14 protein-coding genes and 2 pseudogenes are annotated in these 17,450 nt (G+C 36.7%); 13 read left to right on the top strand and 3 right to left on the bottom strand.

Translation table 11 applies throughout. The features are described from left to right. Window positions 1–52: 52 nt before the first annotated feature. Window positions 53–745, bottom strand: coding sequence for a GntR family transcriptional regulator (locus ABRT01_RS11800; RefSeq protein ID WP_367747367.1), 693 nt, complete (start codon window positions 743–745; stop codon window positions 53–55). Window positions 746–956: 211 nt separating this feature from the next. On the opposite strand from ABRT01_RS11800, the gene ABRT01_RS11795 reads away from it, so the two are divergent. From ABRT01_RS11795 to ABRT01_RS11755, 9 genes and pseudogenes are all read left to right on the top strand, one after another. Continuing rightward, window positions 957–1,748 carry an ABC transporter substrate-binding protein gene (locus ABRT01_RS11795; RefSeq protein WP_367747364.1) on the top strand — a complete coding sequence of 264 codons (792 nt, stop codon included), beginning with the start codon at window positions 957–959 and terminating at the stop codon, window positions 1,746–1,748. A gap of 37 nt (window positions 1,749–1,785) precedes the next feature. Beyond that, a complete protein-coding gene (locus tag ABRT01_RS11790; RefSeq protein WP_367747362.1) occupies window positions 1,786–2,937 on the top strand; it encodes a saccharopine dehydrogenase family protein in 1,152 nt (383 codons plus the stop codon). A gap of 52 nt (window positions 2,938–2,989) precedes the next feature. After that, window positions 2,990–3,642: pseudogene (locus tag ABRT01_RS11785) on the top strand (amino acid ABC transporter permease). 33 nt (window positions 3,643–3,675) lie between these two features. Beyond that, the gene (locus tag ABRT01_RS11780) at window positions 3,676–4,422 is read left to right on the top strand and encodes an amino acid ABC transporter ATP-binding protein (RefSeq protein WP_367747358.1); all 747 of its coding nucleotides are present in this window, start codon (window positions 3,676–3,678) and stop codon (window positions 4,420–4,422) included. Between the two features lie 591 nt (window positions 4,423–5,013). Then, on the top strand, window positions 5,014–6,048 hold the full coding sequence (locus ABRT01_RS11775; RefSeq protein WP_367747355.1) for an ABC transporter substrate-binding protein: 1,035 nt from the start codon (window positions 5,014–5,016) through the stop codon (window positions 6,046–6,048). 12 nt (window positions 6,049–6,060) lie between these two features. Further along, window positions 6,061–6,180 (top strand): annotated as a pseudogene (locus tag ABRT01_RS11770) (ABC transporter ATP-binding protein); the annotation flags it as partial. A 25-nt stretch (window positions 6,181–6,205) separates the two neighbouring features. Continuing rightward, window positions 6,206–7,183 (top strand): ABC transporter ATP-binding protein, encoded by a 978-nt coding sequence (locus tag ABRT01_RS11765; RefSeq protein WP_367747352.1) that lies wholly within the window; start codon window positions 6,206–6,208, stop codon window positions 7,181–7,183. Beyond that, complete coding sequence (locus ABRT01_RS11760; protein WP_367747349.1) at window positions 7,180–8,883, top strand: ABC transporter permease; 1,704 nt, start codon at window positions 7,180–7,182, stop codon at window positions 8,881–8,883. Before ABRT01_RS11765 ends, ABRT01_RS11760 begins: the two co-directional genes overlap by 4 nt. Before the next feature lie 31 nt (window positions 8,884–8,914). After that, window positions 8,915–9,706 carry an HAD-IIA family hydrolase gene (locus ABRT01_RS11755; RefSeq protein WP_367747346.1) on the top strand — a complete coding sequence of 264 codons (792 nt, stop codon included), beginning with the start codon at window positions 8,915–8,917 and terminating at the stop codon, window positions 9,704–9,706. On the opposite strand, the gene ABRT01_RS11750 is transcribed toward ABRT01_RS11755, so the two are convergent. Both ABRT01_RS11750 and ABRT01_RS11745 read right to left on the bottom strand, forming a co-directional pair. Further along, window positions 9,686–10,252, bottom strand: a complete 567-nt coding sequence (locus tag ABRT01_RS11750; RefSeq protein WP_367747343.1) for a glycerol-3-phosphate responsive antiterminator — start codon at window positions 10,250–10,252, stop codon at window positions 9,686–9,688. The genes ABRT01_RS11755 and ABRT01_RS11750 overlap by 21 nt on opposite strands. A gap of 531 nt (window positions 10,253–10,783) precedes the next feature. Further along, window positions 10,784–11,671, bottom strand: coding sequence for a glycerophosphodiester phosphodiesterase (locus ABRT01_RS11745; RefSeq protein ID WP_367747340.1), 888 nt, complete (start codon window positions 11,669–11,671; stop codon window positions 10,784–10,786). 946 nt (window positions 11,672–12,617) lie between these two features. On the opposite strand from ABRT01_RS11745, the gene ABRT01_RS11740 reads away from it, so the two are divergent. The 4 genes from ABRT01_RS11740 to xylB all read left to right on the top strand — a co-directional run bounded on the left by ABRT01_RS11740 (window position 12,618) and on the right by xylB (window position 17,411). Continuing rightward, window positions 12,618–13,337: a GntR family transcriptional regulator gene (locus ABRT01_RS11740; protein WP_367747337.1), complete on the top strand. Its 720-nt coding sequence runs from the start codon at window positions 12,618–12,620 to the stop codon at window positions 13,335–13,337. Between the two features lie 82 nt (window positions 13,338–13,419). Next, entirely contained in the window at window positions 13,420–14,859 is a 1,440-nt protein-coding gene (locus ABRT01_RS11735) for an FAD-binding oxidoreductase (protein WP_367747334.1), read from the top strand. 12 nt (window positions 14,860–14,871) lie between these two features. Further along, a complete protein-coding gene (locus ABRT01_RS11730) occupies window positions 14,872–15,903 on the top strand; it encodes a zinc-dependent alcohol dehydrogenase (RefSeq protein WP_367747331.1) in 1,032 nt (343 codons plus the stop codon). Beyond that, on the top strand, window positions 15,897–17,411 hold the full coding sequence (gene xylB, locus ABRT01_RS11725; protein ID WP_367747328.1) for a xylulokinase: 1,515 nt from the start codon (window positions 15,897–15,899) through the stop codon (window positions 17,409–17,411). Before ABRT01_RS11730 ends, xylB begins: the two co-directional genes overlap by 7 nt. The last annotated feature ends 39 nt before the right edge of the window (window positions 17,412–17,450 follow it).

The following is a 17,450-nucleotide window of genomic DNA, read 5'->3' as shown; positions in this document are numbered from 1 at the left end:
AAAAAAAGAAATAGTGGGTAAAGTCACCCGTCGATGACCTTACCCACTAATCTTAGTATGTTTTAAATATCTCCTTTAAATCCTTATACTCTTGATGGATGTTTAAACTATCAATTGCATTATCAAAATGATTTTCCAGGCAAACTTTTAATTCTTTGCGTTTCTTTTGTTTAAGTAATTGTACAATCTCCAAGTGCTCCTTATATCCATAGGGTTCTGCAGACGGATCCTCTTCGAAAACTATATCAAAAAGAATTAAATAGATGGATGTTTGGTTAATTAGTTTTTTGACAAAATCAATTAAAAATTTGTTTCCGCATTTTTGAGTATATGACATGTGGAAATCCTGGTTAGCTTTTAAGTAGTTCGTTATGTTTTTTGTAAATAATGCCTCCTTCTCTTCTGCTATATAGCTTTCCATTTTTTTGAAATCATTTTCAACTAAAAATTCAATGGCCTGATTAGCTGCCATAATCTCTAAACGTTTACGCAAATCATATGCTTGAAGGATTTCTTCTTTTGTTGGATTTGTCACAAAGGCACCCTTATTCGGTACGATGTCTACCAATCCCTCATCAGCTAATAAATTGATTGCATTTCTAATTGGGGTGCGGCTAATATTTAACGTTCTAGAAATCTCATTCTCTATCAATTGTTTTCCAGGTGGAAGTTGTCTTGCTAAAATAGCTTCTTTCAAATGATGATAAATAAACACCTTCATGGATTGTTTTTGTTGTATTTTCATTACCTCCCCCAAAAGGTTATTATTATCAAATATGTACATTGGGCTGATTATATTCAATTTATATGGAATATTTAATTAATGGGAATAACCCCGATTTATAGAGCATATATTGTACTACAATTTGGAACTACAGCGATTAATTACGGAAAAGGGAGGATCACAATTTGGAAAGCGCTAACAATTAAAAAATACCCAAGGGAGGGTTAGCAAAATGAAGCGTTTTTACCAATCCATTGTATTGCTTTTTTTAGTATTAATGATTACGGCTTGCAGCGGAGAAAGTGGGGCTAAAACCAAGAATGCATTAGATAGAGTAGAGGATTCAGGTGAAATACGAATCGGATTTGAAGGAACATATCAGCCATTTAATTACCTGGAGGATAATAACGAATATGCCGGATTTGATGTTGATATCGCTAATGAATTGGCGAAAAGAATGGGGGTTAAAACTAAATTTGTTGCTACAAAGTGGGACAGTCTTATCGGAGGGCTTAAAGCAGATAAGTTTGACGTAATCATTGCCCAAATGACGGTTACAGAGGAAAGAAAAAAGAGTGTGGATTTTACAGATCCATATGTTGTTACAGGTTCGGTTTTAATTACGAAAGAAGACACTACCGGAATTTCCGAATTAGAAGACATCAAGGGTAAAAAGGTTGGTGTTGGTGGGGGGACAACATTTGAAGAGGTTGCCAGAAGTGTTGATGGTGCAGATGTTAATTTGTATAAGTCAATAAATGATTATATTCAGGACTTAATTAACGGAAGGCTGGATGTCATTATAAATGATCAACTACTGATGAGTTACAACATAAAAGAAGAAAAGCTTCCATTAAAAATAGTTAGTGACATTATGAACAAAGACGAGATAGCTATGGCAGTGAAAAAAGGTAACGAAGACCTAGTTACGAAATTAAATCAGGAACTGTCTGAAATGAAGGAAGATGGAACATACGATGACATTTATAAAAAGTGGTTTGACTCGGAGCCATTGGTCAAATGATTTATTAGGTTTAGCTACAGAGAGGGGAGTCTGAATAATGACACATGCCGTAGTTTTAGGTACTGGAATGATAGGTACCACAGTAGTTCGCGAACTTGCAAAATTTCCAAACATAAAGAGGGTAACAGCTGTTGATGGGTCGCAAAAAAATATAGACAAATGTTTACAGGTTGCAGATAATCCAAAGGTTACCGGAAAATTAACTAATTTGCAAACGAAAGAAGATATTTATAATGTTATAAAAGATGCTGATATTGCCGTTGCATGCCTGCCACATTCCTTAAGTGTAACTGCAGTAAATGCTGCAATAGCTGCTAAATGTAATCTAGTTGACCTAGTTGGCTCACAATTTGAAGAAAAAATGAAATTGGATCATCAAGCAAAAGAAGCCGGGGTTATTATCGTACCAGGATGTGGAGTTGCTCCAGGGATAACAAACTTCCTAGCTGCAAGGGGAATTGAAATGCTTGATGAAGCAGATGATGCTGTAATGGTTTGCGGTGGCATACCTAGGCACCCGTTACCACCTTTATGGTACCAGGTTGTTTTTCGATTGGAGAGCGTGATGGGGCTTTATACGAGACCGGCGCTTGCTGCAGAGAATGGAAAGCTTGTAAATCTTCCTCCATTATCAGGGTTGGAGACAATGAGCTTTCCAGAACCTATCGGAGAGTGTGAAGCGGTCGTAACGGATGCACATAGTGCTGCTTATACATTAAAGGATAAGGTCAAACATCTATATGAGAAAACAGTTCGGTATTCAGGTCATTGGCGTAAAATGGCTGTGCTCGCGGAACTTGGCTTCCTTGACCAGGAACCCATAGAGGTTAATGGACATCTAGTAAGTCCTGCAAAGTTAACAGAAAAGATTTTGGAGCCAAAACTTCATGGTCAATCTAATGAGGATATTACGGTGTTACGCGTAACAACAAAAGGAAGGAAAGATGGTGTAAGCAAGACATATACTTGGGAAATGATTGATTTTTATGATCACGATCGTAATATCACCTCCATGGCAAAAACCACTGCCATCCCCGCTATGTTAGTAGCTAACTGGATAGCAAACGATCGAATCAAGGAAAAGGGCATTGTACCGGTTGAAAAAATTATGATTGGTGAGCGGTTTGATCCGTTTTTAAGTGAATTAAATGAATATGGAATTGATATCAAATTTCAAGAGGGGCATTAGTACAAATTCGTTTAAGTAAATCTTACAGGCAATATATTATGGAGGGATACAAATGGATTTTACCATCATTATTGAATCGTTACCTCCTTTATTAAAAGCTACACTGATAACTATTTTGTTGGCATTAGTATCGGTAGTTTTTGCATTAATATTGGGGTTTTTTACAGCATTAGCCAGAATCTCAAAAATAAAAGTGTTAAAAGCAGTTGGATCCTTTTATATATCTATTTTCCGTGGTACCCCTCTTTTAGTACAAATTTTTGTCATTTACTATGGTCTACCACAAATAGATATTGAATTAAGCCCGATAACATCAGGAATCCTCGCCTTAAGTTTAAACGCAGGCGCCTATCTGTCTGAATCATTTCGAGCAGCTATTTTAGCCGTTGATAAGGGGCAAATGGAGGCCGCTGTTTCTATGGGGATGACATATGGACAGGCAATGAGACGTGTTATTTTACCACAAAGCATTCGCATTGCTATTCCGACGTTATCTAACACATACATTATTTTAATTAAGATACATCGCTGGTGTCCGTTATCACCGTTACAGAGTTACTGCAAATGTCTACATTAATCATTGCCAAAACTTTTGAACCTTTAACCATTTATTTATTGGCTGCCGCACTCTATTGGGTTGTCATTTCATTTTTTACTGTAGTATTAGATCGTCTGGAGAAGCGTACCTCCAAGCATGTTGCCTAAGGTGTTCTGTATTTTGAAAGGAGGGAGAAAATTGTGGATGTCATAAAGCTTGAAAATATCAAGAAGTCATTCGGTGATAATATTGTCCTTAAGGGTATTAATTTCACGGTAGATAAAAATGAAGTTGTAGTTATCATGGGTCCAAGCGGTTCAGGAAAATCTACGTTGCTGCGTTGTATCACTTTTTTAGAAGAACCCGATAATGGAGTCATAAGACTTGGTGGAGTTGAGTTGGAAGCGGGACTGTCACATAATAAACAAAGAAAAACTGCTATAAGAGAGTTACGTCAAAATACCGGTTTTGTATTCCAACAATTTAATTTGTTCCCACATCGGACAGCTTTGGAAAATGTAATGGAAGGTCCGATGGTAATAAAAAAGATGGATCGTCAGCAAGCCAAGGAAAAAGCGATTGAATTACTCACGAAGGTTGGATTAGCTGATCGAGCGGATCACTATCCGGCACAACTCTCGGGCGGTCAACAACAAAGGGTGGCCATTGCAAGAGCATTGTCAATGGAGCCAATGGTTATGCTTTATGATGAACCTACTTCAGCATTGGACCCGGAACTGGTTCGGGAGGTTCTTCTGGTTATGAAAGATCTTGCTAAAGAAGGCATGACAATGGTAGTCGTAACACATGAAAAGGGATTTGCTAAAGATGTTGCAGATCGGGTTATTTTTATGGATGATGGATTAATTGTGGAAGAAGGCAGTTCGGATAAAATGTTTGGTGATCCGGATGAGGAGCGTACGAGGCGGTTTTTGCAGGATGGGTAGAGAGCGGATTTAACTTAAGTAAGGATGCTAAAAATGCTGTGCTCAAACATTAGGTTTGAGTATATTTTTTTGGACTAAACATGAACAATTACTTGTGAAATTTAACCTTGCCATAAATTAACTTAAAAAAGAAGTAGGAGCACACTTTTACTAATAAACTAGTACTATTTTTTTATGGTGACACGTGATTATTGGATTAGGCACACTTTACAAATTTAATACTTAAAAATTCGTGCCTCTGCCCGTGAGTATTAGGAGCTCTAATATATGGGGCTGTATTATTAAGATGATATTTATTCTTAAGCCTTGTGATATTTAGTCACAAGGCTTTTATTATGACTTAGGTTATAGAAGATTTGAATCTAAATAAACGAATGTTTCGTGATTTAATTACTTCTTTGCATAAAGATTTAGAATTTTTTATTTACAAATATGAAAACGTTTGCTATAATTATAATCAATTAAATAACTCAAAGAGACCTAGGAGAAGAGAGAGTTGGATAATGCCCCTTTTAAAAAAGGAATGTCTAATTATGTCTCTTCTCCTTTTGAGTTTATTTATATTTAATCAAAAGGAAGGGAGAAATAAGTATGGGGAGAAAAAAGGTATATACGTTATTATCGGTATTATTTTTAGTTAGTGTATTACTTTCGGCTTGTGCCGGAGACGCTTCGGGGGGAGATGGAGGATCTGATGCAGCAATCACACTATATTCTCCAGAGACTCCGGATTTGACAAAAGAACTAGCGAAAAAATATGAAGAAATCAACGGACAAAAAGTTAATGTTAACTATGCTGGCACAAACGTGTTGGTTAACCAAATGATTGCAGAAAAAGGAAATCCTCAAGCCGACGTTTGGTATGGAGGAGGGGGTCTTCTACCTTTTGAAGCAGCTGTTGATAAAGATATAATTACTCAGTATGTTCCTGAAGGCGCTAAAGACTGGGAGGTTACTGAGGATGGGATTAAAATGAAACATCAGGATGGTTATTATACTGGTGCTGAAATATTTGTGCTAGGGTTTGCATATAACACCGAATTGGTTTCTGAAAAGGAAGCGCCAAAAACATGGGAAGATTTATTAGACCCTAAATGGAAAGGTAAAATCCAATTTTCAAACCCGGCTGCATCCGGTACATCAACACTTATGGTATTAAGTTATATGATGGAACACGGAGAGAAAGAAGGATGGGAATACTTTCAAAAATTGACTGATCAAGCTAACTCAATACCAGATTCCGGTTCAGGGCCAACAAAAGGTGCTGCTATGGGAGAAGCTGAAGTGGCAATTGGATTTGACTTTATGGCATATGAGCATAAAGCAAATGGAGAAGATATAGATTTTATTGTTCCAGAAAAAACTCCTATATTAGTTAATCCTATGACTTTGGTTAAAGATGGTCCGAATCCGGAGGGCGGAAAAAAGTTTATGGAGTTTATGCTAAGTGAGGACGCACAAAAGATTTTGGCGTCATGGTATCATATACCGATAAATCCTGATGTAGAATCTGAGACATCATTATCATTGGACAATGTTAAAGAGAATGCTATTGATTTAGATATTGATTGGGTAAATGAAAACTACGACCGTATTAGAGATGAGTGGAAGAATAAAATAAAATAAAGGAATGATAGTATGGGGTCAGTTGTCGTAGAGCAACTAACAAAAGACTTTTCAGGAGTTAATGTACTTCAAAATATTGAGCTCAACATCGAAGAGGGCGAGTTTTTCGCTCTCTTGGGTCCTTCGGGATGTGGGAAAACTACGACAATGAGATGTATTGCTGGTTTCGAGTCACCAACCACTGGAAATAATAAAAATAGGTGGAAAAACTGTAAACAATGTTTCTCCACACCAGAGAAATTGTGGTATGGTGTTCCAAAGTTATGCATTGTTCCCGCATATGAATGTTTTTGATAACGTTGCGTATAGTTTGAATATAAAACAACTAAGAAACAATAATATGTTTAAAAAACTAGGAACCTATACAAGAATGCTCAACAGTAAGATAATTAAGTATCCAAAGCACATAGAAGAAAAAGTGTTAAACATTTTAGAATATGTTGAACTTAAAGATCATGCCAAAAAGCTTATTGGGGAACTCTCCGGAGGGCAACAACAAAGGGTTGCGTTGGCTAGAGCATTAATAATGGAACCGGAAGTCTTATTAATGGATGAACCTCTTTCTAATTTAGACCAAAAGTTAAGACATACAATGCGAAATACAATTAGAAAAATACAGCAAGAACTTAAAATAACTACAATTTTTGTTACGCATGACCAAGAAGAAGCTATGAGCATGGCCGATCGTGTAGCCGTAATGAAAGATGGCGAGATACTACAAACAGGAACGCCAACAGAGTTATATAGTCACCCCAAATCGACGTTTATTGCTGATTTTGTTGGAACCTCAAATATATTACCAGGAAAGGTGACTAGAAAAGAAAACAACTTTACTTACGTTCAGGTGGGGAGTTATGAGATTAAATCCAGTTTGAATGTCAACCAAGAAGATGTGCAGGTAGTAATTAGACCAGAAAATATAATAGTAAAAGATAGTGGGGATAGTAGTGACGATAATTATTTTGAGGGTGTCGTAGAATTGGCTACTTATTTAGGCTCTACTGTTAGATATGATATTAAGGTAGGACAGCATAATTTGCTAGTTGATACGGTATACGAATCCGGGGAAAAAATATTTAAATCTGGTGCTAAAATTAAATTAATTGTACACCCGGAAAGGGTGTTGCTAATATGAATTGGTTAAAAAGGAATTTGACGGGATTAGGAATTGTAAGACTACTTGTATATATCTTCTTTTTGATGTTTTTAATAATTCCCTTATTATCAATATTTTTAGTGAGTCTAACTAATGAGCCAATTAATTTTTTTGGTTCGCTAATAAGTCTAGATACATTACAAACAACAATTGGTCAATTTAAAAATGCTACTTTAGATAATTTTAAACATATATTTTCAGATACAACTTATTTTCGTGCTTTAAAAAATAGTTTGTATTTATCTGTATCGGTATCAATAATTGTTTTAATTATTTGTATTCCAATTGCATATGGAATAGCAAGAACTAAAATGCCCTTTAAAAAAACAATAAGCGCTTTATGCACTATACCTCTGGTTGTTCCGACATTTATTTCTGGATATGCATTTATCATAATGTTTGGACGATCTGGATGGGCAACTTATATTTACCAAGCATTAGGAGGAGATGGACTTTTAATTGATCCATATTCAATGACAGGAATAGCAATAGTCCAGGTATTTTTCTTTTTCCCTTATGCTCTTTGGCCATTGGTAGCCGCATTTAAAATAAGCGATGTATCTCTAGAAGAAGCTTCGAGAAATATGGGGGCAAAAAGCTGGTTAACCTTTTCAACAATTACATTCCCATTAGTCATTCCAGGTGTATTATCAACAGCGCTCGTTATTTTTGCTGTTAGTTTTTCCGATTTTGGTACACCAATTATTTTAGCGCCTAACGATTTGAATTTAATTGTAGTTGAAGCATATCGGGAAATTTCAGGCTTTTTCAATTGGGGTGGTGCTGCAATTCTCACTGTTGTTATGATTGCCATAGCGGGAGTTGCCTATTGGTTACAAAATCACTTCACAAAAGGGATGAACTACGGCTCTGTGTCCGGAAAGCCTAAGCAGATTAAATTAAACAACAACAAACTGCTTACAGTTCCAATGTTTTTATTTTCTGCTGTTGTAGTAATTGTGCCTTTACTGTCTGTACTAACTGTTTTTGTTCAATCTATAGCAACAACATGGGGAAAGGATCCTTTACCTAATGGTTATACTTTGGAACATTACAAAACTATTTTCACCTCTTCAATCGGCAATGTTCAGAACAGTATAATTTTGGCGATAGGAGCTTTAATAATTAGTGTTATAGTGGCATCAGCGGTGGCTTATTTTGTTGTGAGGCAAAATTCCACAACGTTGGATTTTATAACCACAGTACCACTTATTGTTCCCGGGATTGCTATTGGTATAGCATTGATACAAACTTTTAATACAATGCCATTACAACTTACCGGAACAGCATTTATTTTAATAATTGCTTATGCAATCCGAAGAATGCCATATATGGTTAGGTCAACGATGAGTACAATGAAATCCATAAAAGCTGATATTGAAGAAGCCGCAATTAATTTAGGCGCCTCTACCTTTACAGCATTAATCACTGTAGTTGGTCCCTTAATGTTACCTGGAATAGCAGCAGGTTCAATACTGGTATTTGTGACAGTTATTAAAGAAACCAGTATATCAATTTTAATGGCCCCGGCTGACTGGGCCCCAATGAGTTTGGCCATTTTCCAGAATGTTATGAGAGCTGAGTATTATTCAGCTGCAGCAATGTCAATTATTCTTGTGGTCATAGTAGTTATATTTCAGGCTATCGCTGAAAAACTAACAAACAAGGGGTCCAAATGAGATTGATATATTAAAGGGGAGGGGTCAAGGTATGCAAAACGGTTACATTTTAGATCTAGATGGAACGGTGTATCTTGAAGATAATGCAATAGATGGAGCGGCCGAAACAATTAGGGTCTTAAGAGAACGTGGGGACAAAGTAGTTTTTTTAACGAATAAGTCTATAGAAACAATTGAGTCATATGTTCAAAAATTAAATTCTCTTGGTATTGAAGCGGACAATGAAGACGTAATTAATTCTAATTTACTTGTTGCAAAATACTTAAATGGTAAATTAAATTGTAATGAAAAAGTTATGATTATTGGGGAAGAACCTTTAGTGAACCAGGTTACATCATTTAATATTAAAATTTCCGATAATCCAAATGAGGTTAAATATGTTGTTTTAGGTTGGGATAGAAAGTTCACCTATGATAAATTGAATCTAGTTTTTCAAGCTTGGAAAAAAGGAGCTTGTATAATAGCTACAAATCCCGATCGTACTTGTCCGATGAAATATGGGCAAGTACCGGATTGTGGTGCTATCATTGGGGCCGTGGAGGGTGCAACTGGTGAAAAAGTAGAAATAGTACTTGGTAAACCTTCTTTATTGGCAGCCCAATTTATAGTGGACGACATACTAATGATTCCACCTGAGAGGTGTTTTATGGTTGGAGATAGAATAGAAACCGATATAAAAATGGGCATTGATTTTGGTTTGAATTCTATTTTGGTACTCACCGGCATAACAGATGTGAGTATGCTAAAAAAGTCGCCATATAAGCCAAATTTCACTCTTAATAGTATTAAGGATATTTTAAACTTAAAAGTCGAAATTCCATAACTGTGGGTTTCCAGAGGAGATAGCTAATGCTCCTGCTTGTAATCCGTTTAATATTTCATTTCTATTACTAATTAATCCGCCTGCAATAATTGGTAGGCGGGTTAATTTAGTCATGTTATCAATAATATTCGGCATAATACCAGGTAAAACTTCAATTGCATCCGGTTGGCAATAATGTGCTAATTCAATTCCTTTTTCCATAGCATTTCTATCGATAAGAAAAATTCTTTGAATAGCCATTAATCCTTCTTCTTTAGCATATTTAATTAGGCTACTTCTCGTTGTTATGATACCTTTTGGTTTCCATGCTCTAGCAATGTATTTAATTGCATTTTTTGAATTTGAAAGACCCTCAACAAAATCAATATGAAGAAATGTTTGTTTATCTCTTTTATGTAATCTATTTAAATATTCCGGTGTGCTTAGTAAATCACCCGTTAGCAGAAATACAATATTCGCGTTGGAGGTAGATGCTGCATCTAAATGCTTAGTGTGTTTAACAGAAGCGATAACTTGTGAATCGACCATGTTGACTATTTTGCTCACTTCAATTTTCCTCCCACTAGAAATTTATTAACATAACTTTTTTCAAATAAAGGTTTTACCATAGGTCAAATTTATTATAAGGATTTGCTCGAGAAGCGTCAAGTGAAAGGGGTTACACAAACTTGAGCCATCTAGGAGGAGATTTGGAGTGTCGCTAGTTTTACTACATTTTCATTTATCACAGATCGAAATGGCAATATTTTCAACTGATGTTTTTGATTAACTATAATTAGTAATCTGCCATTTAGTTTCCTTTAAATGGCACTTTTTTAGTTCCCATTACTTTTTCGAATAGTAGGTTGGATGATAACATCCCCTCATGAATTAAAAATTGATAAAGGTTGAGCGCAATCGCTCCTCATTATAGGAAATCTCACCTTAAAAGGCGGCACAGCCCATTAACAACTAATTCTGCATAAGTTTTGGAAGCCCATTCCTATTGCAAAGTAACAGATAGTAAGGTTCATTAAATATGATTTACAAAAGGAACGAAGCGAAAGTTTTCCTTTCGACATCGTTCCTTTGCAATAATCACCTTGCTTTTAAGACATTATTCAACACATCCGGGTAATTGGTAAACATACCGGTTGCGCCCCAATCCAAGACTTTTTCCATATCTTCCCTAGTATTTACCGTGTATGGATGCATCAGCAAGTCATGTTCACGAACTTTTTTAACATAATTTCGATTTATTTTAGTATGACTTGCGCCAATTCCTACTGCATATTCTTCAATTGCTCTCAATTCTTCATCAGTAATCGTTGCAGGTTCGGAATAAGAGATTAATTGAATAAGTGGAACATTTGGGTTCATCGAGTGTACAATTTCTAGACTTTCTTGGCTAAAGGATTGAATCAGAACCTTACTCGATGGAGCATTCGGTCCCATTAGCTTATATTTGTTTAGTATTCTTAGAAGTTCCTCCTCCATACCAGGATAAACGTCTGGAGATTTGGTCTCGATATAGTACCTAGAACCTCTGCCAAATTTTTCAATGATCTCCTCTAGCGTCGGGACTTTTAGGTCCACGTATTCCGGTTTTGCTTTGTCCGGGTATTGTTCATTGAACCATGATCCCGCATCAAGCTGTTTGATTTCTTCCAGTGTAAAATCTTTTACATAGCCAGTTCCATCAGTCGTACGATCTACTTTTTCATCATGCATGGCAATTAGTTTACCGTCTTTCGTCATTTGTAGGTCAATTTCAATGTAATCTCCCTTCATTTTCTCACCCAATTCATAGGACGCTAGTGTATGCTCTGGAGCATGACCAGATGCACCCCGATGAGCGATGTTCAATAGCCTATTCGGATTTAATAAGGGTTGATCTTGCTTTTTGGCTGATGCAACATTCTCATTTAATAGAAACAAAGTTGAAAAAAATACTAGGATGACTAAGCTAAACATGACTTTTTTCATTTTTCCATCTCCTATCATGCAAGATTTTTCTTGATGAACTATCTGAGGTGAAATAAATTGTTAAACCCCCTCTTTGTCAAAAGGATTTCTTTAATAGTATAGAAATTTCTAAATAATTAAAAGGGTATAAATAAGTAGTTTTTATAAAGAAATAGAGGCCTTTTGATCTATAGGGATCTTTGCTTAATGATTTCCTAGCAGACCTAATTGCCGGTAAGTGAAAGTCCGAACCTAGTAGTGCCATGATGTTAGGTGGCTGATAACAATTGGTAGGAATCCTAGGTCGAAGTCCTGTGACAAAGTATCCTAAGTTCTACAATATCAATAGATTGTAAAATTAAGTGAATTCTGTCGTATTAGATGCAAAGCAGCGTTATTTGGACCTGATCATTAAACATGCTGTCAGTGACATGTCTTGTTCCAGAACCATTTTCCCTAATTATCCATATTCGATTGGGAAGATCATTGATATCTATGTCTTTTTCAGTATTGCATTCTTCAAAGTTCTTAGGCATTATTATTACCATTTCAGCAAAGGTCATTGTTAGAAATTTTTACATCTTTAATCTCTCAATCAATAATTCCAATATCCAAATCCTTTTGCTTCACTTAATTTGTAATTCGAATTGAATTCATAATCGTAATTTTTTGGTTGGGTATTCAGATGCCTTTTTTATATGTTTTGAGATTAAGTCTGGAAGCAAATGTTCTTCAAATGTAAAACCAAATTCAATGTATTGTACAGGCGTCAGCCGTCCCCGTGCTTCATTTGCTCCTGGTAGCATAACCTGGTTCCAATAAGTGTCTTTACATTTAATTTAAGATTATTAAATTTAATAAATTCAAAAAATAAATTGACTGTTCTGCTCTCAATATGTTAATCTAAGTATAGATGTATATACAACTATATCTCTTTTGTTTAAAAAGAAGAGATTGGAGGGCTAACATGATAACAAAAAACAGTCCTGTTCCTATTTATCTACAAATAGCACAAGTAATACGAGGGCAAATTATCAATGAGGAATATAAAGTGAACGATAAGATTCCGACTGAAGAAGAATTAGTTAAACGTTATGGCGTTTCCCGTATGACGGCTAGAAATGCTGTTAGTCAGCTAGTAAATGAGGGGTTGGTCTATCGAGTTCATGGAGTAGGTGCTTTTGTCTCAAGAGAAAAACTTAAAAGAAATTTAAACCGCTTAACAGGATTTTATGAGGATATGAAAGAATTAGGGTACAAACCATCCTCCAAAGTACTATTAAAAGAAAGAAGGCGGCCAAATCAAAGAGAACAAATTGCTCTAGGTCTTACTAAAGAACAAGAAGTCTTTTATATTAGTCGGATAAGGATGGTTGATGACGATCCTGTGGGTTTGCAGAGCATGGTTGTGCCTGTATATAGGGTGCCTGATTTGGATCAAATTAACCTTTCCGATACATCGTTTTATACTTACCTTGAGGAGAAAAATTTAGCTATTGAAAAAGCGGAACAACGAATGGAGGCAGTTAATGCTCCAAATATTTGTAAAGAAATAGGCCTTGAGGATACTACACCATTATTCTTCTTCGAAAGGGTTTCGTACACTGAAGAACAAGAACCGATTGAATTGTTGGATTCTTATTTCAGAGGGGATTTTTATTCTTACTACATCACGTTATACAGATAGATGAAATAAGTAAGCATAGATGATTATAGATGTGACAATTGATAGTAATTTAAGTAAAAAGCTTATACAGGAGTGAAGTAGAATGAAACTGGATGAATATATGTTAGCAATGTTAGGTTCTGAATTAAGAGATGCTGTCGGGCCTGATAATGTCATTGGAGTGGAAGAAAAAAAAGAAGATTTGTTAACCGATCAATATTGGTTAACCCATATGTGGGAGGAAAAAGGAAAGGAACTGCCAACGCCTTATTTTATTGTTAAGCCATTAACAACAGAAGAAACATCGAAAGTACTAAAGATATGTCATACATATAAAATTCCGGTAGTTCCTCGTGGAGGTGGATCGGGGACCCAAGGCGGTGCAACAGTTCTCTATAAAGGCATTTTGTTAGATTTAACAAGAATGGATGAAATACTTGACATTGATAAGGAATCTTTAATTCTTACGGCTCAACCGGGGATCAATGGCCGGGTGCTGGAAAATAAACTTAATGAACAAGGTCTTATGCTGGCTCATTACCCATCTTCAGTTGATATAGCAACGCTTGGTGGATATATAGCGGCCCGAGGATCTGGAGTGATGTCGACTAAATATGGAAAAGCCGAAGATATGGTGCTTTCTGTCGAAGTTGCTTTACCTGATGGAGAAGTAATTGAAACGCTGCCGTTACCAAATCATGCTTGTGGTCCAGGGATACTGCAGTTGTTTGTAGGATCAGAAGGGACGTTAGGTGTGATCACGAAAATTCGAATGCGTTTGGATCCTATTCCTGAAACACGCTTGTTTCGGATGGTGAAGTTTAGGAATATTCATGATGGTATTGAGGCTGGACGTGAGATTATGGTTAAAAGGCTCAATCCCGCTGTCATTCGTTTATATGATCCGGGTTCTACCAAAAGGTCTTTAAAAGGGACCGGAATGGATGCTGAAGGAGTCAATATGGTCATCATGGTAGATGGTTTTGAAGAAATTGCAAAAGTACACCAAAAGAAAGTCCTGGAAATTTGTGCGTCCCATGGAGGAGAGGATCTGGGAGAGGAGCCCGGAACATATTGGTGGAACCATCGTTATGATTTTTATCAGCCACCGTTGCAACCTTCTTATCCATTACTTTATGGAACGGTTGAAACTGCTACAACCTATGATCGTATCCATCAACTTTATGAAGAGAAGAAAAAACTTATCGAAGAAGGATATCAAGAATGGGACGCTCAGTACATGGCGCATTTTTCGCACTGGTACCCATGGGGAACAATGATTTACGATCGCTTCTATATTGAAAATCCACCTGAAGATGCGAATGAAGTGTTTCGATTACATCGTAAAATATGGACAGATTGTTCCAGAGTAAATTTGAAGAACGGTGCATTGTTAAATGAACATCACGGAATCGGTTCGAACCTCGGTTGGATGATGCCAGAATTATATGGTTCAGCATTTGATAGTTTATTAGAGATTAAAAAGACTATTGATCCAAAAGGAATTATGAATCCTGGTAAATTAGGCTTTGGAATTTGGTAGGAGGGGTTAAAAATGAAAGCCTTGGTATATGAGGGAAATCATCGGTTGACTATTCAGGAAAAGGAAATTCCTACGATTGGAAAAGATGAAGTACTTATTCGTGTCTCCTATACGGGCATTTGTGGCACGGATATACACATCTGGCATGGTGGCTACGGGCGTCTAGTACCGCCAATTACGATTGGACATGAATTTTCCGGGGTGATTGAAAAAATCGGTAATTCGGAATCACCGTTTCAAGTTGGCGACCGGGTCACTGTTGAACCGATATATGGTTGTGGAAAATGTGAAGTATGTCAAAATGGCGATTACAATCTTTGTAAGGAATTTAATTTAATCGGTGTAGACGCTGACGGGTCTATGGCGGAGTATATTAAAGTTCCAGAAGATAAAGTATTTCGGATCAAGTCTACTATGGGTTCTAAAGATGCCGCTTTTGTTGAACCGTTGGCTGTGGGAGTGCATGCTGTAAAAAAATCTGGATTAAAAGCTAAGCAGAATGCCTTAATCATCGGGGGCGGTCCAATTGGCCTAATAACAGCATACGTTGCCAGGCTTCAAGGCGCTAATGTATATATATCGGAAATTAATAACTTTCGTAAACAAAAAGCAGAGGAATTAGGTTTTTCGGTCATTGACCCACAACAAGAAGATATTAAAAATAAGATTGAGTTAGTTACAAACGGGTTTGGGGTTGACGTTTCATTTGAGGTAACTGGTACAAATCCAGGTCTAAACGATACTCTTTTGTTGACATCGACCAAAGGAACCGTTGTCATCATAGGACTACCCAATAAGTTATTTACTATTGACACATATACAGTCATCGCAAAAGAACTAAATATAGTAGGATCAAGGGTCTATACAAAGGGGGATTTTGAGCGAGCTATTCATCTTATTGAAACAGGACAATTTAAAACGAGCGATTTGATTAGCCATGTTACTTCTTTGGATGATGCCATTGAAGAAGGATTTAAACGTATTGATCAGGGCGATGATGTGATGAAGGTCATGATTCAAATAGGAGAGGGGGGTGAATGTTGACCAACCAATATGTTTTAGGAATTGATCATGGTACCGGTGGTTGCAAGGTTACATGTTTGGCTTCAAACGGAAAAGTAATCTCCGATGCATATGTTTCTTATCCATCGTATTACCCTCATCCGCTTTGGGTTAAACAAGATCCGGAGCAATGGATAGAAGCAGCGATTCTAGGGGTTCAGAAGACTTTAAAAGGATTTTCAGATCAAGAACGACAACATGTAAGCGCAATCGGATTTTCGGCTCCTCACCATGTGGCTGTACTTTTAGATCAAAATAACCGCGTCTTGCGAAATGCAATCATGTGGAATGATCAACGTAGTGGTGAGCAAGTAAAGGAGTTAACAGAAACGAGTGGAAAGATGATTATGTCTATCACCAATAATTCTCCTACTCCAACATGGACGTTGTCGCACCTAAAATGGATCAGCGATAACGAGCCGGAGGTATTCGAACAGATCCATAAGATTGTATTTTTAAAAGACTATGTACGTTATCGGTTTTGCGGTGAGTTATCTACCGATTATATAGAGGCTGAAGGGACACTATTATTTGATATGAATCAACATGAATGGTCTGAGAGTGTATGCTCTATGATTTCGTTAGACCGCAAAGTTCTTCCAAACGTTTATCTGCCCACCGATCAAGCAGGTAACTTAACTACTAAAATGGCTGAAAAAATAGGGGTGCGTTCAGGAATTCCATTAATTATAGGTACAGCAGATACAGCTGCTGAAGTATATGGTTCTGGTGCAACTGATATTGGTGATGGAGTGGTTAAACTTGCAACAGCGGGTAATGTCACAGTTGTTACAGATCAGTTATCGAAGAACCCAAAACTGACATCTTATGAGCACGTTATTAAGGGGAATTATTATCATAATAGCGGCACCAACTTTGCTGCGTCTTCCCTTCGCTGGTTTAAAGAGGGATTCTGCCAGGATCTTCAACAAAATATAATAGATGAAAAAATATACGGCGTACTAGATCAGGAGATAGAAAACATCGGGCCTGGGGCAGAAGGTTTGATTTTTCAACCATATTTAAATGGAGAAAGATGTCCACATTGGGATCCGAATTTAAGAGGGAGCTTTTTTGGGTGCACGGCGAGACATAATCGTTCACACTTTGCAAGGGCAATATTAGAAGGAGTGGGGTATTCTCTTCGCGACGCGTCCCACGAGCTTAATATCCCTCAAATGGATGCTATGAGAATCATTGGTGGCGGAAGCAAAGGAAAAGTATGGGTGCAAATAATCGCCGATATTTTAAATTCGGAGATGGAAATTCCAAAAGAAAGTGACGCCTCATTCGGTGTCTGTTTATTAACTGCAACCGCTATAGGTTGGTTCTCAGACTTAAAAGAAGCAGTAAATCAATGTCAAGTTGTGATTGATCGTGTTATTCCAGATTTAAATAATAGAGAGATGTATGATGAAATGTTTCATATCTATAAGGAACTGCATAGTCAAACAAAAAATCTCACACACAGATTGACTAAACTACATTGATTGTTGCCTCTAGGAAATATGTTGATAATAGAATTCTAA

It is taken from the genome of Lentibacillus sp. L22, from assembly GCF_040812445.1.
Classification (GTDB): domain Bacteria; phylum Bacillota; class Bacilli; order Bacillales; family Amphibacillaceae; genus Lentibacillus_C; species Lentibacillus_C daqui.
The sequence above is the reverse complement of the archived record's forward strand: the minus strand, read 5'-3'. Positions and strand labels throughout refer to the sequence as shown.

Excerpts from the sequence above, each read along its gene's own strand:
- ABRT01_RS11800 (WP_367747367.1), bottom strand. The coding sequence starts at position 745 with ATGAAAATACAACAAAAACAATCCATGAAGGTGTTTATTTATCATCAT.
- ABRT01_RS11795 (WP_367747364.1), top strand. The coding sequence starts at position 957 with ATGAAGCGTTTTTACCAATCCATTGTATTGCTTTTTTTAGTATTAATG.
- ABRT01_RS11790 (WP_367747362.1), top strand. The coding sequence starts at position 1,786 with ATGACACATGCCGTAGTTTTAGGTACTGGAATGATAGGTACCACAGTA.
- ABRT01_RS11775 (WP_367747355.1), top strand. The coding sequence starts at position 5,014 with ATGGGGAGAAAAAAGGTATATACGTTATTATCGGTATTATTTTTAGTT.
- ABRT01_RS11760 (WP_367747349.1), top strand. The coding sequence starts at position 7,180 with ATGAATTGGTTAAAAAGGAATTTGACGGGATTAGGAATTGTAAGACTA.
- ABRT01_RS11755 (WP_367747346.1), top strand. The coding sequence starts at position 8,915 with ATGCAAAACGGTTACATTTTAGATCTAGATGGAACGGTGTATCTTGAA.
- ABRT01_RS11745 (WP_367747340.1), bottom strand. The coding sequence starts at position 11,671 with ATGAAAAAAGTCATGTTTAGCTTAGTCATCCTAGTATTTTTTTCAACT.
- ABRT01_RS11740 (WP_367747337.1), top strand. The coding sequence starts at position 12,618 with ATGATAACAAAAAACAGTCCTGTTCCTATTTATCTACAAATAGCACAA.
- ABRT01_RS11735 (WP_367747334.1), top strand. The coding sequence starts at position 13,420 with ATGAAACTGGATGAATATATGTTAGCAATGTTAGGTTCTGAATTAAGA.
- ABRT01_RS11730 (WP_367747331.1), top strand. The coding sequence starts at position 14,872 with ATGAAAGCCTTGGTATATGAGGGAAATCATCGGTTGACTATTCAGGAA.
- xylB (WP_367747328.1), top strand. The coding sequence starts at position 15,897 with ATGTTGACCAACCAATATGTTTTAGGAATTGATCATGGTACCGGTGGT.